Below are 22,277 nucleotides of genomic sequence, written 5' to 3'. Positions count from 1 at the left end.
CCGTCCTCACGGGAACAAGGGGGCCATCATCAGGCCCCGGGTTTCATCCTCACCTAACATCAGGTTGGCGTTCTGCAAGGCTTGCCCGCTGCTACCTTTTGTCAGGTTATCCAATGCTCCGATCACTATGGCCCGGCGTTCGATCCGGTCGGCGACCACGCCGATATGGCAGAAGTTCGATCCCCGCACATGGTGGGTCGAAGGCGCCTCACCAAAAGGCAGCATCTGGATAAAGGGTTCGTCTTCATAAGCCTTGGCCAATGTCTCGTACACGCTGGCCGGATCGCCCTTGACGTATGTTGTCGCCAGAATACCGCGGTTGGCCGGGATCAGATGTGGCGTAAACTGAACGTGCACTGTGCGCCCGGCGAGCGCCGAGAATTCCTGATCGAACTCACCCAAATGGCGGTGCGTGCCGCCAATCGCGTAGGCGTTGTATCCTTCGCTCAACTCTGCATGCAGCAAGTTTTCCTTAAGCGACCGCCCTGCCCCTGACACCGCACATTTCAGGTCCAAAACAATGTCATCCAGATCAATGACGCCGGTCGAAATCAGCGGGCGCAGCACGTACTGACCAGTCGCCGCATTGCAGCCGGTTCCGGCTACAAGGCGCGCATTGCGGATCTCATCCCGATAGAACTCAGTCAGGCCATAGACGGCCTCTTCCTGTTGCTCTAAGGCCGTATGAGGGTTCCCGTACCACTTTTCGTATTCGTCCGGATCACGCAGCCGGAAATCAGCTGACAGGTCCACGATTTTAAGTGTCTTGGGCAGGTCGCGAATGACCTCCTGGCTGGTTTTGTGCGGCAAGGCACAGAAACAAAGGTCGACTTTCGAGAAATCGATTTCGGAGATTTTGCACAAATCCGGCAAGTCCATGTGCCGCAGATGCGGAAAGACCTGCGCCATCGACTGACCAGCCTTACGCTCGGCTGCCAGCGCGACGATGTCCATATTCGGGTGCTCGGCGTTCAGCCGCACCAGTTCAGCGCCGGTATAACCAGATGCGCCCAAAATTGCGATTCTATGGGTCATGTGAGACCTCTTGTTTCAGTGTGTCACAGGATACGATCGCCGGTGTGACGGTCGTTGAACTACGGGATCAAACAGGCTGCGTCCTTGACCTAAGTCAGGCGGCCTGAAAGGTGATTTGTCGTCGGAGGAATTGCGTCGCCCTGTCGCTGACAAACGCGGGCTTGCCGGTGGTCAGAAAGCCACCATCGCCGTCACCCTGCATTCTCGGATGCCGTTGCAAGTAATCCGCCAGGCTTTCGGCGACCAAATCACCCTGACTGTACACCTGAACATCCGGCCCAAGAGCCCGCTGGAAGGTTTCGGCCATCAGCGGGTAATGGGTGCAACCCAGAATCGCCGCCTGCGGTTCGGGCATCTTGCGTTTCAGCGCATCCACATGCGACCGAACCAACGCTTCAGCGAGGATCATGTCACCGTCTTCGATGGCATCCACGACACCTCCACAGGCCTGCGCCTCGACATCGACACCGATGGCTCGAAACGCCAGTTCCCGCTGAAAGGCCCGACTGGACACTGTGGCAGGCGTCGCAAACAGGGCCACGTGCTTGACCGCAACCTCACGAGGCGGACTGTTATCGCCCCACTGCCGTTCCGTCAGCGCCTCAATAAGCGGAACAAACACGCCAAGCACGCGCTTGCCTTCGGGCACACCCTCTTCCTGCATCCGGCGCAATGCGGCCGCGCTGGCGGTATTGCAAGCCAGAATCACAAGATCACAACCACGGTTCCACAGATCGTTCACGGCTCTGCGTGTCAGGTCATAGATATTTTCAGCGTCCCGCACGCCATAGGGCGCGTGTGCGCTGTCCGCGAAATATAGAAAATCTACGTCGGGCAGACGTTTCTGCGCGGCGTTCAGGACGGTCAGACCGCCCAATCCGGAATCAAAGATGCCTACTGCCATTTGCCCCTTTAGGCGCGATGCCGTTCCTCAAATTCATAGCCGTAGTCATAAGACTTCAGCGGCTTTGGGGACAGCTCATACGTGGCTTTGCGCAAGAAATCCATCATCTTGCGTTTGTCGGTGGCTAACGGGTCCAAAACGTCGCGGGAAATCGGCTCACCGATGACCACTTTTACCGGCGTATCGACGCGCTTTTTGAACTCTTTGATCAGCAACCCCATGCGCAAAGTGTTGTGCAGATGGCTGGCAATCTGGAACAGGCGCGAGGTGTGACCGTCAAAGAAAACGGGCACTACGGTAGCCTCAGATTTGGCCACCATCCTTGCAGTAAACCCACGCCACCCCGGATCCATCGGATGTGAGAACGGCTTTACGCCCGTGCTCACCGTGCCACCCGGAAATATCCCAATGGCACCGCCATCACCCAGATAGTTCAGCGCGGTTTTCCGGGTTTCAATATTCTGCTTCATCGCCTCTTTCGTTTCTTCAAACGATATAGGCAAGACAATGTTGTCCAAGTCTTCGGCCTTGCGAAACACGTGGTTCGCCAGAATGCGAAAATCTCCGCGCGTTTCGGACAAGATATGCCCCATCATCATCCCGTCCAGAATACCATATGGATGGTTGGCAATCAGGATCAGTGGCCCGGTTTTGGGAATGTTGGACAAAGACCCGCTGACCACGTCCAGCGAAAGCCCGTACCTCTCAACCATGACCGACCAGAAATCACGCCCGTCGGCCACTTCTTTTTCATACCCGTCTGCACGCTTAATCAGGCGCATGCGACCCGTTGTGTTCTCCATCAACTTAATAACCATACGCCCGCCTTTGGTTTCGGCGGAATAGGCATAAGAGATGTCACGAGCAACGTGGCGGCGCGAGGGCATTTCGAACTCCGATACTTGGCACCTGCTAGATAGTACCAAGTAACATTTTTGCCTAGCTATCGTGACAGGCTTGTGACGGATTATTCGGCCGCCGCTTGCATTTCTGGACCGCCATTTCGAATGGTCGCCAACAGTTCTTCGCGCCTTTTTGCGGCCTTAGCCTCGTTTTCAAGTAGAACCGGGCCAAAACCCTTGATCTCTAGTGGCAACTTGGCCAAAGCAACAACCGCATCCTTGGTTTGTGGTGTAACCAAGGGCGTTATCTCTTTGAGATCATGTTCATATTGCCGGATCAAGGCGCGCTCCATCCGTCTCTCGGTGCTGTAGCCAAAGATATCCCATGGAGTACCACGCAGGCCTTTCAACCTGGAAAGCAACTTCAACGGACCCAACATCCACTCTCCGAATGCCCGCTTGCGTGGCCGGCCTTCTGCATCCTTCCCACCCAATATCGGTGGCGCAAGGTGCAGGGTCATCTTGAAGTCGCCGTCAAACTCGGCCTCTGCCTGTTCGCGACTGCGAAGCAACAGACGCGCGACTTCGTATTCATCCTTGTAAGACAATAGCTTATGATACCCTCTTGCGACGGCCTCTTTGACGGTTTCATCCTCGAAGCTATCGACAAGCTTACGATAACGCTTTGCCAGACGGGCGCCTTGGTAGTCGGTCAGGTGCTGCGCCCGGAATTCAATCAGCTGTGCCAGAGTTTTTGGCAGCTCGGTCACCTGAGGGTTCAAAATCGCGGTGACATCTTCCGGATGCAGAACGGCCCAACGGCCAATATCAAAGGCGCGTTTGTTGCGCTCAACCGCGGTCCCGTTCAACTCGATCGCCTTTAACATCGCTTCATGGCTGATCGGTAACAAACCACGCTGCCAGGCCGCTCCCAAGACCATCATGTTGGAGTAAATCGAGTCGCCCATCACTGCGCGTGCCAGATCGGTGGCGTCGAACAGCGACAGACCCTCTTTCAACCGCGCCTGCAGCGCAAGCTCTAGTCGATCGCCGGGGATTTGGAAGTTGGTGTCGCGGGTAAAGTCGCCCGTGACGGTTTCATGGCTGTTTACTACGGCTCCAGTTTGTCCGGTGCGAGTCAGTCCAAGCGTTTTGGCCCCAGCGGACACAACAAGGTCACCCCCGATCAGCGCATGTGCCTCGCCCGTGGCCACACGAATGGCACTGATGTCCTCGGGCCGGTTGGCCAGACGGCAATGTATGTGCACCGCGCCGCCTTTTTGGGCAAGACCCGCCATCTCCATCATCCCGGCGCCCTTGCCGTCGATCTGAGCTGCTTGCGCCATCACAGCGCCCAGAGTGACCACGCCAGTCCCGCCAATGCCAGTAATGACAACGTTATGTGTACCGTTGATCGTCGGCAGAACGGGCATCGGCAAGTCCGGTAAATCGATCTCGGTCGTGGCCTCTTTGCGGATCTTGGCGCCTTCCAATGTCACGAAAGACGGGCAAAACCCTTTCAGGCAAGAGAAATCTTTGTTGCAGCTGGACTGGTCGATAGCGCGCTTGCGCCCCAACTCGGTCTCTTTCGGAACGATCGAGACGCAGTTCGACTGAACCCCGCAATCGCCGCATCCTTCGCAAATGTCCGAGTTGATGAACACGCGCTTGTCTGGATCCGGGAACGTACCCCGCTTGCGACGCCGACGTTTTTCTGCAGCACAAGTCTGAATGTAAACGATGACCGATACACCCTCGATCTCGCGGAATTTCTTCTGCACGTTCATCAGTTCGGCGCGTTCAAAGGTTTCCACGCCAGACGGCATCGCCTTGAAGTTCACGTCTTCTTTTTCATCGTAAACCACCGCCACGTGCTGCACGCCCATGGCCTTAACCTCGGCCACGATCCGCTCTGCGCTCAGATCACCTTCGTTATCCTGCCCGCCCGTCATGGCGACGGCATCATTGAACAGGATTTTGAAGGTGATGTTGGTTCCTGCCGACAGCGCCGCTCGGATCGATTGAACGCCCGAGTGGTTGTATGTCCCGTCACCTAGGTTCTGAAACACGTGATCGGTCGTCGAGAACGGCGCTTCGCCGATCCAGTTCGCACCCTCTCCGCCCATCTGGGTGAACCCGGTGGTTTCCCGATCCATCCACTGCACCATGTAGTGACAGCCGATCCCCGCATAGGCCCGGCTGCCGTCGGGCAGTTTGGTCGAACTGTTATGTGGGCAGCCCGAGCAGAAATACGGCAAACGCGTTGCAATCTCTTCTGCATTATCCGCCCGGCGCGCCTCGGATAGCTTGGCCATTCCAGCGCGCACCCCGTCAGTATCGCGCCCTTCCTCGATCAGAATATCGCCCAGTTTTTCGGCGATCATGATCGGGTCCAATGCGCCACGTGTCGGGAACAGCTCTTCACGATGCAAGGTCCCGGCACCGCCCTTATACCAACCGTAGACGCGACGACCGCGGCGATCATCAAAGATGGCCTCTTTGACTTGAACTTCGATCAGCTTGCGCTTTTCTTCAACGATTACGATCAGATCCAACCCTTCGGCCCAGTCATGGAACCCTGCCATATCCAACGGGAAGGTTTGGCCGATTTTGTAGGTCGTGATGCCCAGGCGCTCGGCCTCAGCCTCATCAATGTTTAGAAGCGACATGGCATGCGTCAGGTCCAGCCAGTTTTTGCCTGCGGCCACAAACCCAATCTTTGCGCCAGGCTTGCCCCAGATGCGCTTGTCCATCTTGTTGGCGCGCGAAAACGTCTCGGCTGCGAAACGTTTATAGTCGATAACCCGCGCCTCTTGCAGGTGTGGCGTATCACCCAACCGAATGTTCAAACCACCTTCAGGCATGTCGAATTCGGGAACCACCACATTCATGCGATCCGGGCTGCCATCCACGACCGAGGTGACCTCGATCGTGTCTTTCATCGTCTTCAGGCCTACCCAGACGCCTGCAAACCGGCTGAGTGCGAACCCGTAGATGCCATAGTCCAAGATTTCCTGCACACCAGCGGGACTGACCACGGGCATATACATGTCGACCAACGACCACTCGGATTGATGCAACACGGTCGAGCTTTCGCCGGTATGGTCGTCACCCATGGCCATCAGAACGCCGCCATGTTTGGCGGTTCCGGCCATGTTCGCGTGACGCATCACGTCGCCGGAACGGTCCACTCCCGGACCCTTGCCGTACCAAAGTCCAAAGACGCCGTCGAACTTTCCGTCACCGCGCAACCCAGCCTGTTGGCTACCCCATAATGCTGTGGCGGCCAGATCTTCGTTCAAACCGAACTGAAAGGTCACATCGCTTTCAGCCAGATGTTTCTGGGCTCGCATCATCTGTTGATCTACAGCCCCAAGGGGCGAGCCGCGGTATCCGGTCACAAGACCCGCAGTATTCAGGCCCGCCTCATTGTCCCGTGCCTTCTGCATCAGCATAAGACGCACCAGCGCCTGTGTGCCGTTCAAAAGAACGGGGTTTTTCTCAAGATCGAACCGGTCGTTTAGCGATATTTGTGGCTGACTCATCAGACGCCTCCCCTCGTCAGATCAGTGTGCTTCATTCATACGCATTTTAGGTCAAAAAAGCTGACCTGTATAGGACCTATCAGTCTGTTATTGTAACGTTTCAACAGTTTGAATGTAGAACTTGTTACCTATTTCATATAGGGCTTCGGAAGGATAACGAAAGTTGCGGCGATGGATTGGGACAAGTTAAGGATATTTCACGCGGTTGCGGATGCGGGCAGCCTGACTCATGCGGGGGACAAGCTGAATCTGTCCCAATCCGCGGTCAGCCGGCAGATCCGCGCGCTTGAAGAGTCGCTTGATTCGACGCTTTTTCATCGCCACGCCCGCGGCCTGATTCTAACCGAACAGGGTGAGTTGTTGTTCGACGCAACTTCGGCCATGTCGAAACGTCTGGACGCAGCCGCTGCCCGCATTCGCGACAGCGAAGAAGAAGTGTTCGGAGTTCTACGCGTCACCACCACGTTTGGCTTCGGTACACTGTGGCTGGCGCCGCGCCTGCCAAAACTGTACGAGCAATACCCCGACCTGAACATCGACCTGATGCTGGAGGAGCGTGTTCTCGACCTGCCGATGCGCGAGGCTGATGTTGCCATCCGCATGAAAGAGCCCAGCCAGGCCGATCTGGTGCGAAAACGCCTGATGACCGTACAGATGCAGCTTTATGCTACGCCGGAATACCTGGAAGAACGCGGCAGCCCGGAAAGTCCCGAAGACATCTCGAAACACAGGTTGATCTGCCAGACACCCTCGGCCCCGCAGGTCGGCGCAAGCGCGATGATGGTTCGGCACCTGATGACCTACAATCCGACCTCGCTGTTGACGGTGAACAACTATTTCGGTGTTTTGCAGGGGGTATTGCACAACCTCGGCATCGGTGTGTTGCCGGATTACGTGACCCATGACTTTCCGCATCTGCAGTCGATCCTGTCGGATATCGAAACCGCCGATGTCCCGGTTTATCTCGCCTACCCCGAGGAACTGCGCCATTCCAAACGCGTCGCGGCGTTCCGCGACTTTGTTCAGGATGAGATCATTGCGCAGCGCAAGCAGTTGAAGCAGATGGGAAAACTGTAGCTATGCACCAGTAGCATAGCGGCAATGATCTGCGATCAGTCTATAAAACCTTGATAGTACACAAACCGCCCCCTAAATGAGCAATCGAAGGCGGTGATGCTGTAACGCTCATCATCTTCACCTCCCTGTTGGACTACGGCCGAGCTTAGTGCTCGGCCTTTTTTTTGCCCGCAACACTAAATTCATATCTGAAATGGGTGAAACATCTGGGAAAATCCTGCACTTAAGCCTATGATCACGAAAAAATCATCAAGACTTATGGTCGAGGACAGATTCGATGTTTCACCTCACTCGCCTGTTAATGGCGTTCTTCTCTATTGCGCTATTATCTGGGCCAGCACTTGCCCAGGTCACTAGTACCTCTAGTGCACCGACTACCGTCACAATTCCCGAGGATCTGACGCCCGAACAAGTCGATGACATGGTCGCACGTATGTCCGACGACCAGGTCCGCGCGATCTTGCTGGAGCGTTTGGACGCGGTTGCGGAAAAAAACGCCGCCGAAGCGGAAGAGCGCGAAGACCCAATTACGGAAATCAATGAGATCTGGGCCGAAATGGTGGCGTCGTGGACTCAGGTTATCGTCACGGTCCCGAACATCTTCAGTGCGCAAGCCGACGCTTTCAAAAACTTTTCGGCAACCTTTGGTACGACCGGCGCGTTTACCCTGCTGGGCCTGATCCTCAGTGTACTTGTCGTCGGCTTCCTCGCGGAAAAGCTGTTCGAATTCCTTACTCGCCGGTGGCACGAACATGCTGAAGTTGGGGATGAAAATGACCTTTGGGGCGCCGTCAGGTACCTGTTTCGCCGTTTTTGCCGCGAGATCGCAGGATTGGTCGTGTTCTATGTCGTCATCCGCGCGGTCGGGCGTGGGCTTCTGACTCCGGAACAAATCACCTACGCGGCACCCTTCGTTTTTTACCTGATCTGGATTCCGCGCTTGGGCGCAGCGGCCTCGCGGTTCGTACTTGCACCGAGCAAACCACACTACCGGCTGGTAAACATTGATGATCACTGGGCGAAATACCTACACCGCAACCTGATCGGTCTGCTTATTTTGGTCGGTTTCACGCTGTTCCTGCTTCATTTCAACAGGCTGAACGGCATTACCGGCGGCGAAACACGCATTGGTTTCTGGCTGAACGCAGCGATCCATATCTATATCGGCGTCATCGCCTGGACCGCGCGCGAAGGCCTGTCTCAGATGATGTTGGGTACCGACCCTGATCATTCCAAATTTGATGAGGAAGTCGCCCACTACTACCCCTACTTCGCAATCGGCGTGTCGGCGGTAATCTGGCTGCTGGTCGAGTTTATCGTAGCGCAACGCAATCCCTCGTCTTTGGCGCTGCTGGTCAAGGGGGCACATTTCACCACCATGGCTTGGCTGCTGATCGCACCTGCCTTGGATACGCTGATACGTGGGCTGGTTCGCCATCTGCAACCGCCTATGCTTGGCGAAGGCCCCGTGGCCGAGCGCGCATACAAGTCCACTAAACGCAGCTATATCCGGATTGGTCGAGTGTTAGCCGGTATTCTTGTCATCCTGATGATCGCCCGGGCGTGGGACCTTGATCTCAGCGAAATCGCGGGCGGTGGAGATGAGTCCGGCAGCAAACTAATCCAGTTCTTCATCATCATTGCTGTTGGCTACATCCTGAACGAAGTCGTTTCGCTGTGGATCAACCGTCGCCTTGCGAAAGAGCAAACTGCGGTTGAACAAAGTGCTGATCAAGAAGCGGGCGAAGGCGGCGGTTCTGGCGGATCACGTCTGGCGACGGTTCTGCCCCTGCTGCGCGTGACCGCTCAGGTCGCGATTGCGGTGATCTTTGTTCTGCTCGCGCTTGGCGCGCTGGGGCTGGATATCACGCCGCTGCTTGCTGGTGCCGGTATTCTTGGCCTGGCCATCGGCTTTGGTGCGCAAAAGCTTGTTTCGGACATTGTCGGCGGAATCTTCTTCCTGATCGACGATGCGTTCCGGGTTGGTGAATATGTTGATATCGGCGGCACCATGGGAACGGTCGAAAAGATCTCGATCCGCTCCATGCAATTGCGCCACCACCGCGGTCTGGTTCACACCATCCCCTATGGTGAGATTCAGAAGATCACCAACTTCAGCCGTGACTGGGTCATCATGAAGCTGAAATTCACCGTGCCCTTCGATACAGACCCGAACAAGGTGAAGAAGATCTTCAAGAAGATCGGTGCAGAGATGATGGAGGATGAAGTTCACAAGGACGGCTTCCTGCAGCCCTTCAAATCTCAGGGCGTGTTCGACTTTGACGATGTCGGCATGATCATCCGCGGCAAGTTCATGGCCAAACCGGGTAAGCAGTTCACCCTGCGCAAGGAGATCTTCAACCGGGTCAAGGCCGCCTTTAAGGAAAATGGCATCGACTTTGCCCGTCGCGAAGTTCGTGTCGCCATCCCGGGACTGGATGAAGCTGAAAACCTGACCGAAGAACAAAAAGCAGCAGTTGGCGCTGCGGCTGCAGATGCGTCCAGAAAGGCGCAGAACCCAGCTTAACGATAACGGATCATCCGCTGATACGTCAGCGGGTGACACCCGCGAGGTCCAAACAACAGACGGAACCGGCCCAATCGCCGGTTCCGTTTTTTACTTTCACAATCGGCCTGCGCTGACTTGACCCTTTCCACAAGCGGCACCTTGCCCTAAAAGGCCCGCAATCCCGGCCAACCTGGACAAGGACAAACGATGCAAGAGCCCGCCATCACCCCGGATCTGATTGCCGCACACGGGCTTAAGCCCGACGAATACGATATGATCCTCGAGATCATCGGGCGCGAGCCGACATTTACCGAACTCGGCATCTTTTCGGCCATGTGGAACGAACACTGTTCCTACAAATCGTCCAAGAAATGGCTGCGCACCCTGCCGACCTCGGGACCTCAGGTAATCTGCGGACCGGGTGAAAATGCTGGCGTGGTGGATATCGGCGACGGTCAGGCGGTGGTGTTCAAGATGGAAAGCCACAACCACCCTTCATACATCGAACCCTATCAGGGCGCGGCCACAGGCGTTGGCGGCATCTTGCGTGATGTCTTCACCATGGGCGCGCGCCCTATCGCATCCATGAACGCGCTATCCTTTGGCGAGCCCGGCCACCACAAAACCCGTCAGCTGGTCAACGGTGTGGTCGAAGGCATCGGCGGCTACGGCAACTGTTTCGGAGTACCATGTGTTGGCGGTGAAGTCCGTTTCCACCCTGCCTATAACGGCAACTGCCTTGTAAACGCCTTTGCTGCAGGTTTGGCCGACAGCGACAAGATTTTCTACTCGGCAGCCTCCGGCGTCGGCATGCCCGTCGTCTATCTGGGTGCAAAAACTGGCCGCGATGGCGTTGGCGGTGCAACCATGGCCTCGGCCGAGTTCGATGACACCATCGAAGAAAAGCGCCCCACTGTTCAAGTTGGCGACCCGTTCACTGAAAAGCGCCTGATGGAGGCGACGCTGGAGCTGATGCAGACGGGTGCCGTGATCTCGATCCAGGATATGGGGGCGGCTGGTCTGACCTGTTCTGCCGTTGAGATGGGCGACAAGGGCGGTCTGGGTGTGCGTCTGGATCTGGAAAACGTTCCCCAGCGCGAAGAGGATATGACAGCCTATGAGATGATGCTGTCTGAATCTCAGGAACGCATGCTGATGGTCCTCAAGCCCGAGCTTGAAGCCGAAGCCCGCGCCGTGTTCGAAAAATGGGACCTGGACTTCGCCATCGTCGGCGAAACCATCGCCGAAGACCGCTTCCTGATCCTTCACAACGGCGAAGTCAAAGCCGATCTGGTCCTGTCCAAGCTGTCCTCGACGGCGCCGGAATACGACCGCCCGTGGGAGGCTACGCCGGAAGCCGAAGAACTGGCTGAAGTCCCGCAAATCGACCCGATCGACGGTCTGCGCGCCTTGCTCGCTTCTCCAAACTATGCAGGCAAGCAGTGGGTTTATGAGCAGTACGACACAATGGTCATGGCCGACACCGCCCGAACCCCAGGTCTGGGCGCAGGCATGGTCCGCGTGCACGGCACTGACAAGGCACTTGCCTTCACCAGCGACGTAACCCCACGCTATGTCCGCGCCAACCCTGTTGAGGGCGGCAAGCAGGCTGTGGCCGAGGCCTACCGCAACCTGACCGCCGTTGGAGCCAACCCATTGGCGACCACCGATAACCTGAACTTCGGCAACCCCGAAAAGCCCGAGATCATGGGCCAGTTCGTCGGCGCGATCCAGGGCATCGGCGAAGCCGTAGCCGCGCTGGATATGCCGATCGTGTCGGGCAACGTCTCACTGTACAACGAAACCGATGGTCAGGCGATCCTGCCGACCCCGACCATTGGCGCAGTAGGTTTGCTGAACCACACGGACGAGATCATCGGCAACGAGGTTCGCGAGGGCCATGTCGCGCTAGTCATCGGAGAGACAAACGGCCATCTTGGCCAATCTGCCCTGCTGGCCGAAGTGTTCAACCGCGAAGACGGCGACGCGCCGCATGTCGATCTGGATGCCGAAAAACGTAACGGCGAATTCATCCGTGCCAACCGCGAGATGATCAAGGCCTGCACCGATCTGGGTGACGGTGGCCTGGCGCTGGCAGCCTTTGAGCTGGCGGAATCCGCAGGCGTCGGCGTTCACCTCGATGAAGCCACGACCGAGTTCCTGTTCGGCGAAGACCAGGCCCGCTATCTGGTCGCGTGCAACTTTGATCAGGCCGAGGCACTGATGATCGCTGCTGGTCAGGCAGGCGTACCTCTGGTGTCCGTGGGACGGTTCACTGGCGACAGCATTCGGGTTGGCAACTCTGAGGCCGCGTTAGAGGATTTGGCTACCACGTTCCGCACCAGCTTTGCTGAGGCCGTCGCCTAACACCGAAACAATCTTCGCAACATGAAACCTGCGCCTGCCCCGGCGCAGGTTTTGTCGTTTCAGGGTCCCTATCCTCCTCTTGCACGCCCCGTCCGGGCGCTCTACATCTTGAGAAAGACCTTCAGGAGAAACCTACATGCCGATGAGCGCCCACGAAATCGAAGCCCTACTGCGTGAAACCTTTCCGGATGCGGAGATTCAGGTTGGCGGCAGCGATGGCGTGCATATGTCCGCAATGGTCGTGGACGAAAGCTTTCGCGGGAAAAACCGGGTGCAACAGCAGCGCGCAGTCTATGCGGCCCTGAAGGGCAAGATGGACGGCGCGGACGGGGAGCTGCACGCGCTGGCGTTGACCACAAAAGTGCCTGAATAGTGGATGAGCCGATTGGATGGGTTCTGCTAAGGCTGACCTTTCTGATCTTTGATATTGTCAACTTCGTAGCGATCTTGTTTTGTGATCTGCCAAAGCTACTGAAATACGGACCCAGATATTGGCGTGTTACCAGGAAAATGAGACGTCGCGACTACAATCTTCGCCAAAGCTGGATGGCAAAAAATGAGTAGCTGGCTGTTCTGGATATCAGTAATCGCAACGTTGATTGTTGCCGCCGCTCTGATCGAAGCCTATGTGAAGCGCAACAGAAAGCGTAAGCTGGCCGACATGCGCCCGGACCCGGACAAGATCAGCAAGGTCGGCGGCATTGAAAGATACGGGCTGGATCCGCTGGCCCTGGCACAGGCCGAGCATCGGCGACTAGAGGAAGAAGGATGGGTCCCGGACCCGTCAAAGGATGAAACGACCGCCCCCGACGCGGGTGAAAAGGACAAGCAAGATGACCGACGTTAAGACTCAGATCGACGAAACCGTCAAAGCCAACGATGTGGTGCTCTACATGAAAGGCACCAAAGAGATGCCCCAATGTGGGTTCTCGTCCCGCGTGGCCGGCGTTCTGAACTACATGGGCGTCGAATATGCCGATGTTAATGTTCTGGCCGACGAAGAGGTTCGTCAGGGCATCAAGGACTATTCTGACTGGCCGACCGTGCCACAGCTGTACGTCAAAGGTGAATTCGTCGGCGGTTGCGACATCATCACCGAGATGACCCTGTCGGGCGAATTGGACACTTTGTTTGACGAAAACGGTGTCGAATTCAACAAGGAAGCTGCTGACAAAATTCGCGAAGCAAACGCCTGATCAGCGACTGCTGCAATTCTCCAGAACAACCTGCTCACTGGCGGCCCCTTCGGTCGCCAAAAAGCTGACGGTTGCATCCCACCCTTTTGATCGCAGGATGTACGACCCGGTCTCTCCCACGGATTCATAGCGAATACCTGATCCACTGGGCACTTGCTGCAGGGCAACCAACTGGTTGTCCACCATCATCGCCGCCGCACCAGACCCATCAGCCGCATTGAAATACGCAACCTGCAACTCAACGCCATTCTGGCAGGTGAAGGTAACCGGCAGGATATCTATGTCTGCCCAGGCCAAGCCCCCCGGTAGAACGATCAGACCGGCCAACGCTACCGTTTTCAACACATTCATTTCGCCGTTTTCTCCTCAACCACCGAGGCAAGGGCTTCGGCGCGTGCGGCCAGTTCGGCCAGTGTGTCCGTGACCGAAGGCGGGACGACGGCCACTTCAATCCTTTCAGGCTCGGGCTCAGGCCGGTTGCGCAGGCTTTGCAATTCGGCTTCAACTTCGGCCAGCTTGGACTCTGCCCGTTTGAGCTTGTCATCTGTAGCGGCGGTCTTGTCGGCCAGCATCAGCCCGGCCATCAACAGCATGCGCGCCTCAGGCATCCGACCAATCTGATCAGACAAAACCTGCGCCTCGTCATCCAACATTTTCGCGGCAGATTGCAGAAATGGCTCTTCACCGTCCTGGCACGAAACGTCAAAACCACGGCCACCGATATGAATGGTCAATTCGGGCATTACTCTACCTCTCCCTCAGCCAGCTTTGCCTGCGACAGCAACGGCTCCAGCCGGGCCAGTACAGCCTGAGCTTCGGCAGCGTCTGTTGCCTGTGCAGCCTTTGTCGCCTCAAGCTCGGCCACAGTCGCGCGGTTCAACAGCTCGGCATCGGCCAGGCCGTCCTTGCTGGCCGCCCGCAACTCATCCACCGAGTTGCGCAGTTGTTCGTTCGCCTTGCGCATACGTTGAAGATCATCATCCAAACGCGACATGGCCGCGCCGTGGCTGGCACGTTCCGCACGCAGCATCTCAAGCTCTGCGCTTAACTCCGCAACACGCTCGCTGTCGGCCAATTCGGACCGTAGCTTTTTGTTCTCATCTTCAAGCGACTGCGTTTTGCTCACAACCGCTTTAAGTTCATCGTTTTCTGTCTTGAGAACAAACAGTTCGTCCTGGTTTTCCAATGCAGCTTTAGCCTCTGCCAACTCGGCCCTGGCCGCTTCGACCGCCGCCAATTTGGCAGTGGCCTCTGACAGCTGCTGACGCAACGCGCCGTTTTCAGGATCTTCGGCTGGCGTTGCTTTCAGCGCATCCATGTCGGCGCGCATCGCGTCGACTTCTTTCTCGTGCCGTTCCTTGAGGGATTTCAGCCGCTCTTCCAGCTGCGCATTGGCGACGCGCTCGTCTTCCAATGCCGTGTGCAAAGCGCTGTCATCACCGCCACTTGCGGGCGTCGCGTCACGCAGGGCGTCTACCCCGGTTCCGATCCTCTCCATCGCGGCAACGATACGGCGCTGTAATTCTTCGATCTGGCTCATGCCCCTGCCACCTCTTTACCAAGGTTCACTTTTTCGCGGCCCATCCGAATCAATACAGGCCGGGTATTGGCCTAGTCTAACCGAATGAAACGGAAAATACCCACTGTTTGCTTTCAATCACTTGGACAGCATTCTTGAACCACGAACGCGACGCAAGCCCCGGTTCCACTTGCACTTTGGGGGGTGGATGGTATTGAGCGCCCCATCTGCCTGTAATCCAAAGGAACAACGCCCGTGGACCTGACTGCGCTGCGCAATGCCAATCCTGAACACTGGAACAAGGCTGCGGCCATCCGCACCCTGACCCTTGACGCCGTCGCCGCCGCCAATTCCGGCCATTCCGGTATGCCGATGGGCATGGCCGATGTTGCGACCGTGCTGTTTGAAAAGCACCTGAAATTCGACGCCTCGGCCCCGAACTGGCCTGATCGCGACCGGTTCATCCTGTCAGCTGGTCACGGTTCGATGTTGGTCTATTCTCTTTTGTATCTCACTGGTCATGCGGACGTGACACTGGAAGAGATCAAGAACTTCCGCCAGTTGGGTGCGAAAACTGCGGGTCACCCGGAAAACTTCTTGGTGAACGGTATCGAAACCACCACCGGACCACTGGGTCAGGGCATTTCCAACGCAGTTGGTTTCGCCATGGCCGAAGAAATCCAGCGTGCGCATTACGGCAAAAAGGTCGTCGATCACTATACTTATGTGATTGCGGGCGACGGTTGCCTGATGGAAGGCGTCAGCCAGGAGGCCATCACTCTGGCTGGCCGTCATGAGCTGAGCAAGCTGATCGTTTTCTGGGACAACAACAACATCACCATCGACGGCACCGTGGATATTGCCGATCGCACCGATCAGGTGCGCCGCTTCAAGGCCTCGGGCTGGAACGTGATTGAAATCGATGGCCATGATCCGATCGCGATTGATGCGGCCATTGTGCAAGCCAAATCGTCGAACAAACCATCCATGATCGCCTGCGAAAGCCATATTGCGCTGGGTCACGCCGCACAGGATACTTCCAAAGGTCACGGAGCATTGACCGATCAGGATCAGCTAAAAGCCGCCAAAGACGGCTATGGTTGGCCCCATGATGCTTTTGTGGTCCCTACTGACGTCAAATCAGCTTGGGAGGCCATCGGTGCCCGTGGCGCGACTGAGCGCGCCGAATGGGAAGAGCGTTTCGCGCAGATTTCCGAGCGCAAACAGGCCGAATTCAACCGCGCCTATGCGTTTGATGCACCCAAGAAACTCGCCGGTGCCATCCGTTCGTTCAAAAAGCAGATGTCGGAAGATCAGCCGAAACTCGCCACCCGCGCGTCTTCGGAAAAGGTTCTGAACGTGGTGAACCCGATCATGACCGAGACCGTTGGCGGTTCCGCCGACCTGACCGGGTCGAACAACACCAAATCTGCGGATATGGGCGTGTTCCTGCCGGAAAACCGCAAGGGTCGCTATATCCACTATGGAATCCGCGAACACGGCATGGCCGCCGCGATGAACGGTATGGCGTTGCACGGCGGTATCCGCCCCTATGGCGGAACGTTCATGGCGTTCACCGACTATGCCCGCCCTTCGATGCGTTTGGCCGCCTTGATGAAGGTGCCTACGGTCTTCGTGATGACCCACGACTCAATCGGTCTGGGCGAAGACGGCCCGACCCACCAGCCGGTTGAGCATCTGGCCATCTCGCGCGCGACGCCGAACACCTATGTGTTCCGACCCGCCGATGTGGTTGAGACGGCTGAGGCATGGGAACTGGCGCTGACGTTCAAGGACAGCCCTTCGGTTCTGTCGCTGACCCGTCAGGGCGTGCCGACGGTGCGTAAAGAACACAAGGCCAAGAACCTGACCGCGCAAGGCGCATATGTTCTGGCCGATGCCGAGGGCAAGCGTCAGGCCATTCTGATCGCCACCGGGTCCGAAGTGTCGCTGGCGATGGAAGCCAAAGCGATGCTCGAGGCTGAAGGCATCGGTACCCGTGTCGTCTCCATGCCGTCGATGGAGCTGTTTGCGCAGCAAGATGAGGCCTATCGCAAGCGCGTCCTGCCGGGCGGACCCGTCCGCGTCGGTATCGAGGCCGCAGTGCGCGCCGGTGGCTGGGATCGCTGGTTGCTGGGTGAACGTGGTCGCGAAGCCAAAGCCGGTTTCATCGGCATGTCCAGCTTCGGTGCGTCGGCCCCCGCCGGTGAACTGTACAAGCATTTCGGCATCACCGCCGAGGCGACAGTGGCCAAGGTCAAGGAACTGCTGGGTCAATAAACGCTCGGCTCATCAGCCAGATACAAAAAGGGCGGCTTTGGCCGCCCTTTCCTATTTTGGCTGCTTTAGCTCGGCCTTCAACGCCGTATAGGCCCGTTTCGCATAACCCAACCGCAACTCATACCGTTCTGCTGGCACAATCCTATCGGGCACGTTCAGCCCTGCAGCAGACAAAACCTGCCTAACATGCGTTCCATATAGCGGAATGAATTGCGCCGACTGGCCGCTGAGCAGGTTAAACAATCGCCCCCCTGCCCACTTGGCGCGTCGGGCCGCAGTCTCCGCCGTGTCGATCCGGAAATACAGTACCTGGTAAAGCCTGAGCGGTTCAAACGGTATTTGTTCCGCACCAAGGTTCATGGCCGACAAGGCCGCCGCTTTGCGTTTGGCTGGCCGTCCCTTCAATTGTATGCGAACCCAACTCTGGACCGGTCTAAAAGTCGGTAAATGGCTCAGGTCTCTCATTTCAGGATTATGAATTTAATGCGCATCAGTCTTCTTTGAAAACATCCCGATCATCGGCCCGACCACCTTTGTCGCCACCGGGATCAGAACAAATCCCCATGCCAGACCGAACACACCGTCCATCGTTGCCTTGGATACCCATTCAACAACGCCGGTCCACTGCTCAGACACGGAATGACCAATGGCATAGGCCCAGTCGTGGATGTGGTGTCCCAGCCACCCAAAGCCCAGAACCTCCATCCCGTGAATGATGATGGAACCGCCGACCCACAACATCGCGGCGGTGCCGACTATGGACAGGATTTTCATGACAACCGGCATGGCTTTGACCAACCCGCGCCCAAGCCCTCGCCCAATCGGTGTCGGTGCGTTTTGCGCGAGGTACAGCCCGACATCGTCCATCTTCACGATCAGGGCAACTGACCCGTAGACCGCCACGGTGACACCGATCCCCACAACCGCCAAGGTCGCGGCCTGCATCCACAGGTTTGGGGCCTCAATCGCGGCCAGCGCAATCGTCATGATTTCAGCCGAAAGGATAAAATCCGTCTTGATCGCGCCTTTGACCTTCTGCTCTTCCAGGTGGCCGGGGTCGCGAATGGCCATGTCTTCGTCGATAACGTGACTGCCATGAGGGAATAGGACATGAAATATCTTCTCGGCCCCCTCGAAACACAGGTAAGAGCCGCCGATCATCAGCAAAGGCGTGATCAACCAAGGAGCAAAATTCGCCAGTAGCAAAGCAACCGGCAGCAGCAGGATAATCTTGTTGAATATGGAACCACGCGCGATGCGCCAAATGATGGGCAACTCGCGCGCCGGGGCGAATCCTTGAACGTATTTCGGCGTCACGGCCGCATCGTCGATGATCACACCAGCGGTCTTTGCACCCGCCTTTCCGGCCGCCGCGACCACATCGTCCACGGACGAGGCCGCAACTTTTGCAATACCTGCAACGTCATCCAACAGGGCCAACAGACCGCTCATGGTGTTTCCTTTCAATTCACCTGCCGCACCCGGAGCCTACCCGATCCGACGGCTAGCGCAAGCGTTAGCGCAACCGGCGCAGGTTTGCGCTAACACGTTAAAAATATGTCACTTTTGGTCTTTTGAGAAAGCGCTTTGACCGCTATATGGCGTCCAACGCAAGCGCATTTGGAGACAGCACATGACCATCAAGGTCGGTATCAATGGTTTTGGCCGCATTGGCCGCTGCACGTTGTCGCATATCGCGGCATCTGCCCGCAACGACATCGAAGTGATCAAGGTCAACGCAACCGGCCCGCTGGAAACCACAGCGCACCTGCTAAAGTATGACAGTATCCACGGACGTTTCCCTCGCGATGTCGCAATCGACGGCAAAACCATGGATCTGGGCCGAGGCCCGATGGAGATGTTCTCGACCTATGACATGAATGAACTGGACTGGGATGGCTGCGATGTCGTTCTGGAATGCACCGGTAAATTCAATGACGGTCTGAAAGCCAAAACGCACCTAGATCGTGGTGCGCAAAAGGTCCTTCTGTCAGCCCCCGGCAAGAACGTCGATAAGACCATCGTTTATGGTGTAAACCACAACAGCCTTGTGACGGATGATAAAATGGTCTCGAACGGCTCGTGCACCACGAACTGCCTTGCTCCGCTTGCCAAGGTATTGGACGAGGGCATCGGCATCGAGAACGGCATCATGACCACGATCCACGCCTATACCGGCGACCAGCCGACACTGGACCGCCGTCACAGTGATCTTTACCGCGCCCGTGCTGCGGCGATGTCGATGATCCCGACCTCAACAGGTGCCGCGAAAGCACTGGGCGAGGTTCTGCCCAACCTGAAAGGTCGCCTGGATGGTTCGGCCATCCGTGTTCCGACCCCGAATGTTTCTGCGGTTGACCTGACCTTCCGCGCCGCACGTGATGTAACGGTAGAAGAAGTGAACGCCATCGTACGCGAAGCCTCGCAGGGGTCGATGCAGCGCGTTCTGGGCTATGAGCCCGCTCCGCTGGTTTCGACCGATTTCAACAACACCGAAGAAAGCTCGATCTTCGCACCCGATCAGACCCGCGTGGTCGGCGACCGCATGGTCCGCGTTCTGGCATGGTACGACAACGAATGGGCGTTCTCGGTCCGCATGGCAGACGTCGCAGTTGCCATGGGTCGCCTTAACTAAGGTTGCTTTGAAATCTTGAACCTTTTCGCCCGCTCAGGTTAACTGGGCGGGCGTTTTCGTCCGGGGCTAGCATGACAAATCAAATCGCCATCTGGCTTGCCCTGCTCATTCTGGGCTTGTTCGTTATCAGCTATGCCCTCTTTGGAACCGAACAATTCGTGTTCCTTGGCAAGAAACTCTACTTCTTTCTGGACTGGCTCGCCTTCTGGCGTTGACTGAGGTTTTGCTTGACTTTTTCTTTGATCTGGCTTTGTTAGCGCTAACTTCATATTGGCCGCATATCGGACGGAGCAGGACATGACACTCAAGCTGGCAATCAACGGATTTGGACGGATCGGACGCGGCGTGCTGCGGGCGGTCATGGAATCCGGGCGCACGGATGTTGAAATCGTTGCGATAAACGACCTGGCAAAGCCGGAAATGAACGCGCATCTGTTCGAATTCGACAGCGTCCATGGCCGGTACGGCAAACCGGTCACTTTGACCGAGGCAGGCCTGGACGTTGGAAACGGTCCGATCCGCCTGAGCAGCGAGCGTGAGCCGGAAAAACTGGATTGGTCCGATGTGGACGTCGTTCTGGAATGTACTGGCGTATTCCGCACACGCGAAGCTGCATCCCGCCATTTCACGAACGGATCGAAGAAGGTTTTGATCTCGGCCCCAGCCCGCGGCGATGGCGCGGTAAAAACGATTGTGTTCGGCGTCAACGATCACGAGCTGACGGCTGAAGATAACGTGGTGTCCAACGCGTCTTGCACGACCAATTGCTTGTCACCGGTTGCCGCAGCACTGGATGCAGGGCTTGGCATTGTGCATGGCAACATGACCACGGTTCACGCCTACACAGCCAGCCAACCCGTCCACGACACCGCCGGTAAAGACCCTTACCTTTCACGTGCGGCGGCACTGTCTATGATCCCAACCACGACAGGCGCGGCCTCTGCCGTTGGCCTCGTCCTGCCGCAACTGGCCGGTAAACTGACGGGTCAGGCCATTCGCGTCCCCACACCGAACGTGTCCGTAGTTGATCTGGTCGCCGAAGTCTCGCGCCCGACAACGGAAGAAGAAGTCAACGCGCTGTTTACCGAAGCCGCAGCAAGAATCTCCGGAGTTCTGGCGGCAGAGAACCGCCCGCTGATCTCGGTGGATTTTAACCACGACCCACACAGTTCGACCGTTTCATTGCCGGAAACCAAGGTGACCGACGGCACACTGGTGCGTGTGCTGGCGTGGTATGACAACGAATGGGGTTTCTCGAACCGGATGCTAGACACCGCCGCGGCGATGGGAGCCCTATCCTAAACGGTCACACAGCGCAGCATTGACGCGGGGCGTGACGAATTTCGACACGTCCCCGTCCAACCGGGCAATTTCCTTAACCAACTTGGAGGCAATAGCCTGATGCCGCGCCTCGGCCATCAGGAAGACCGTCTCGATCGAGTCGTCCAATGCTCGGTTCATCCCGACCATCTGGAATTCATACTCAAAATCCGCAACCGCCCGCAGCCCGCGGACAATGATCTGCGCCCCAACATCGCGGGCGCAATCGATCAGCAGGTTTTCAAAGGGATGCGCAACGATCTCAGTTCCCGTTTGCTCAGTCAGATGGGCGCATTCCGCCTCGATCATCGCAACGCGTTCCTCGAGTGAGAACAAAGGACCCTTGTCGCGGTTGATCGCGACGCCAATGACGAGCTTGTCCACCAAAGCAGCCGCACGGCGAATGATATCGATATGACCCAGGGTGATTGGATCGAATGTTCCGGGATATAATCCAACCCTCATCGTGGCCTCCTGCGCAATAAACTTTCTGCGCTAGCAAACATAACTTCGCCGCAGGTGCAAGAGGCAGCTATGGGGATCAAGGGCGTCAATGCCCCATGATCATGCCTTGCAGCGCGTCTTTTTCCATAGCCAGTTCCGCCAGCTGCGCCTTAACCACGTCGCCCAGCGTCACGATCCCCACCAGCTTGCCGTCTTCAACAACGGGCATGTGGCGAAAGCGCCCTTCGGTCATGCGCGTCATGATATCCTGAACCGTGTCCTGCTGAGTGGCTGTCACAAGGTTACGGGTCATATAGGCGCTGACTGGCTGCGCCAGGCAACCACTGCCGCTTGCGGCCAGCTCCCTTACGATGTCCCGCTCGGAAAGGATGCCAGATGCCGTTTCGCCGCCATCTTCTGATACAACAACCGTCCCGATCCGTTTTTCGGCCAGGATTTTCGAGGCGTCAGCCACAGTGATTGTCGGGCTGACTGTCTCGACACCTCCGGTGGCCTTGGATTTCAGAATGGCCTGAACGAGCATAAGCGTAACCTCCGAAATAATGTCCTGTTTTCCAAAGCGTTGCCGGAATGCTTAAACCTG

21 protein-coding genes are annotated in these 22,277 nt (G+C 57.0%); 10 read left to right on the top strand and 11 right to left on the bottom strand.

From position 1 onward, the window contains the following. Nucleotides 1-6: 6 nt before the first annotated feature. The 4 genes from argC to AC2FJC_RS13715 form a co-directional block, all read right to left on the bottom strand. On the bottom strand, nucleotides 7-1,035 hold the full coding sequence (gene argC, locus AC2FJC_RS13730; protein ID WP_496739926.1) for an N-acetyl-gamma-glutamyl-phosphate reductase: 1,029 nt from the start codon (nucleotides 1,033-1,035) through the stop codon (nucleotides 7-9). A 94-nt stretch (nucleotides 1,036-1,129) separates the two neighbouring features. Further along, the gene (gene murI / locus AC2FJC_RS13725) at nucleotides 1,130-1,939 is read right to left on the bottom strand and encodes a glutamate racemase (protein ID WP_496739925.1); all 810 of its coding nucleotides are present in this window, start codon (nucleotides 1,937-1,939) and stop codon (nucleotides 1,130-1,132) included. Nucleotides 1,940-1,947: 8 nt separating this feature from the next. Next, on the bottom strand, nucleotides 1,948-2,826 hold the full coding sequence (locus AC2FJC_RS13720) for a lysophospholipid acyltransferase family protein (protein ID WP_496739924.1): 879 nt from the start codon (nucleotides 2,824-2,826) through the stop codon (nucleotides 1,948-1,950). Nucleotides 2,827-2,906: 80 nt separating this feature from the next. Next, nucleotides 2,907-6,326, bottom strand: coding sequence for an indolepyruvate ferredoxin oxidoreductase family protein (locus AC2FJC_RS13715; RefSeq protein WP_496739923.1), 3,420 nt, complete (start codon nucleotides 6,324-6,326; stop codon nucleotides 2,907-2,909). Nucleotides 6,327-6,497: 171 nt separating this feature from the next. Between AC2FJC_RS13715 and AC2FJC_RS13710 the strand changes: the two genes are divergently transcribed. The 6 genes from AC2FJC_RS13710 to grxD all read left to right on the top strand — a co-directional run bounded on the left by AC2FJC_RS13710 (nucleotide 6,498) and on the right by grxD (nucleotide 13,475). Then, nucleotides 6,498-7,403: a LysR family transcriptional regulator gene (locus AC2FJC_RS13710; protein WP_058271530.1), complete on the top strand. Its 906-nt coding sequence runs from the start codon at nucleotides 6,498-6,500 to the stop codon at nucleotides 7,401-7,403. Nucleotides 7,404-7,680: 277 nt separating this feature from the next. Then, entirely contained in the window at nucleotides 7,681-9,930 is a 2,250-nt protein-coding gene (locus AC2FJC_RS13705; RefSeq protein ID WP_496739922.1) for a mechanosensitive ion channel family protein, read from the top strand. Nucleotides 9,931-10,119: 189 nt separating this feature from the next. Next, nucleotides 10,120-12,279, top strand: coding sequence for a phosphoribosylformylglycinamidine synthase subunit PurL (gene purL, locus AC2FJC_RS13700; RefSeq protein WP_496739921.1), 2,160 nt, complete (start codon nucleotides 10,120-10,122; stop codon nucleotides 12,277-12,279). Between the two features lie 136 nt (nucleotides 12,280-12,415). Continuing rightward, nucleotides 12,416-12,652 carry a BolA family protein gene (locus AC2FJC_RS13695; RefSeq protein ID WP_058277851.1) on the top strand — a complete coding sequence of 79 codons (237 nt, stop codon included), beginning with the start codon at nucleotides 12,416-12,418 and terminating at the stop codon, nucleotides 12,650-12,652. A 183-nt stretch (nucleotides 12,653-12,835) separates the two neighbouring features. Beyond that, entirely contained in the window at nucleotides 12,836-13,126 is a 291-nt protein-coding gene (locus AC2FJC_RS13690; protein ID WP_058271526.1) for a hypothetical protein, read from the top strand. Next, nucleotides 13,113-13,475, top strand: a complete 363-nt coding sequence (gene grxD, locus AC2FJC_RS13685; protein WP_058271525.1) for a Grx4 family monothiol glutaredoxin — start codon at nucleotides 13,113-13,115, stop codon at nucleotides 13,473-13,475. Before AC2FJC_RS13690 ends, grxD begins: the two co-directional genes overlap by 14 nt. On the opposite strand, the gene AC2FJC_RS13680 is transcribed toward grxD, so the two are convergent. From AC2FJC_RS13680 to AC2FJC_RS13670, 3 genes are read right to left on the bottom strand one after another with little or no spacing between them, the layout of a single operon-like run. Then, nucleotides 13,476-13,826 (bottom strand): MliC family protein, encoded by a 351-nt coding sequence (locus AC2FJC_RS13680; protein WP_496739920.1) that lies wholly within the window; start codon nucleotides 13,824-13,826, stop codon nucleotides 13,476-13,478. Beyond that, nucleotides 13,823-14,218, bottom strand: a complete 396-nt coding sequence (locus AC2FJC_RS13675; protein ID WP_496739919.1) for a cell division protein ZapA — start codon at nucleotides 14,216-14,218, stop codon at nucleotides 13,823-13,825. The genes AC2FJC_RS13680 and AC2FJC_RS13675 overlap by 4 nt, the downstream gene beginning before the upstream one ends. Next, nucleotides 14,218-15,015, bottom strand: a complete 798-nt coding sequence (locus tag AC2FJC_RS13670) for a hypothetical protein (RefSeq protein ID WP_496739918.1) — start codon at nucleotides 15,013-15,015, stop codon at nucleotides 14,218-14,220. Before AC2FJC_RS13670 ends, AC2FJC_RS13675 begins: the two co-directional genes overlap by 1 nt. A gap of 234 nt (nucleotides 15,016-15,249) precedes the next feature. On the opposite strand from AC2FJC_RS13670, the gene tkt reads away from it, so the two are divergent. Next, nucleotides 15,250-17,274: a transketolase gene (gene tkt, locus AC2FJC_RS13665; RefSeq protein ID WP_496739917.1), complete on the top strand. Its 2,025-nt coding sequence runs from the start codon at nucleotides 15,250-15,252 to the stop codon at nucleotides 17,272-17,274. 51 nt (nucleotides 17,275-17,325) lie between these two features. Here tkt and AC2FJC_RS13660 read toward each other — a convergent pair whose 3' ends face one another. After that, nucleotides 17,326-17,679, bottom strand: a complete 354-nt coding sequence (locus AC2FJC_RS13660; RefSeq protein WP_496739916.1) for a hypothetical protein — start codon at nucleotides 17,677-17,679, stop codon at nucleotides 17,326-17,328. 75 nt (nucleotides 17,680-17,754) lie between these two features. Further along, nucleotides 17,755-18,726, bottom strand: a complete 972-nt coding sequence (locus tag AC2FJC_RS13655) for a DUF808 domain-containing protein (RefSeq protein ID WP_496739915.1) — start codon at nucleotides 18,724-18,726, stop codon at nucleotides 17,755-17,757. 181 nt (nucleotides 18,727-18,907) lie between these two features. Between AC2FJC_RS13655 and gap (AC2FJC_RS13650) the strand changes: the two genes are divergently transcribed. The 3 genes from gap (AC2FJC_RS13650) (at nucleotide 18,908) to gap (AC2FJC_RS13640) (ending at nucleotide 21,211) form a co-directional block, all read left to right on the top strand. Further along, nucleotides 18,908-19,909, top strand: a complete 1,002-nt coding sequence (gene gap / locus AC2FJC_RS13650) for a type I glyceraldehyde-3-phosphate dehydrogenase (RefSeq protein WP_496739914.1) — start codon at nucleotides 18,908-18,910, stop codon at nucleotides 19,907-19,909. A 71-nt stretch (nucleotides 19,910-19,980) separates the two neighbouring features. Further along, nucleotides 19,981-20,124: a hypothetical protein gene (locus AC2FJC_RS13645; protein ID WP_282151119.1), complete on the top strand. Its 144-nt coding sequence runs from the start codon at nucleotides 19,981-19,983 to the stop codon at nucleotides 20,122-20,124. An 82-nt stretch (nucleotides 20,125-20,206) separates the two neighbouring features. Next, nucleotides 20,207-21,211: a type I glyceraldehyde-3-phosphate dehydrogenase gene (gap, locus tag AC2FJC_RS13640; RefSeq protein ID WP_496739913.1), complete on the top strand. Its 1,005-nt coding sequence runs from the start codon at nucleotides 20,207-20,209 to the stop codon at nucleotides 21,209-21,211. Here the strand turns inward: gap (AC2FJC_RS13640) and coaD are convergent. Beyond that, complete coding sequence (gene coaD / locus AC2FJC_RS13635) at nucleotides 21,203-21,694, bottom strand: pantetheine-phosphate adenylyltransferase (RefSeq protein WP_496739912.1); 492 nt, start codon at nucleotides 21,692-21,694, stop codon at nucleotides 21,203-21,205. The genes gap (AC2FJC_RS13640) and coaD overlap by 9 nt on opposite strands. Before the next feature lie 85 nt (nucleotides 21,695-21,779). Beyond that, nucleotides 21,780-22,217, bottom strand: coding sequence for a CBS domain-containing protein (locus AC2FJC_RS13630; protein WP_058271514.1), 438 nt, complete (start codon nucleotides 22,215-22,217; stop codon nucleotides 21,780-21,782). Nucleotides 22,218-22,277 lie beyond the last annotated feature (60 nt).

Source organism: Ruegeria sp. CDSB117 (assembly GCF_059611005.1).
Note: the sequence above shows the minus strand (reverse complement) of the source record. Positions and strands in the feature narration are given on the sequence as shown.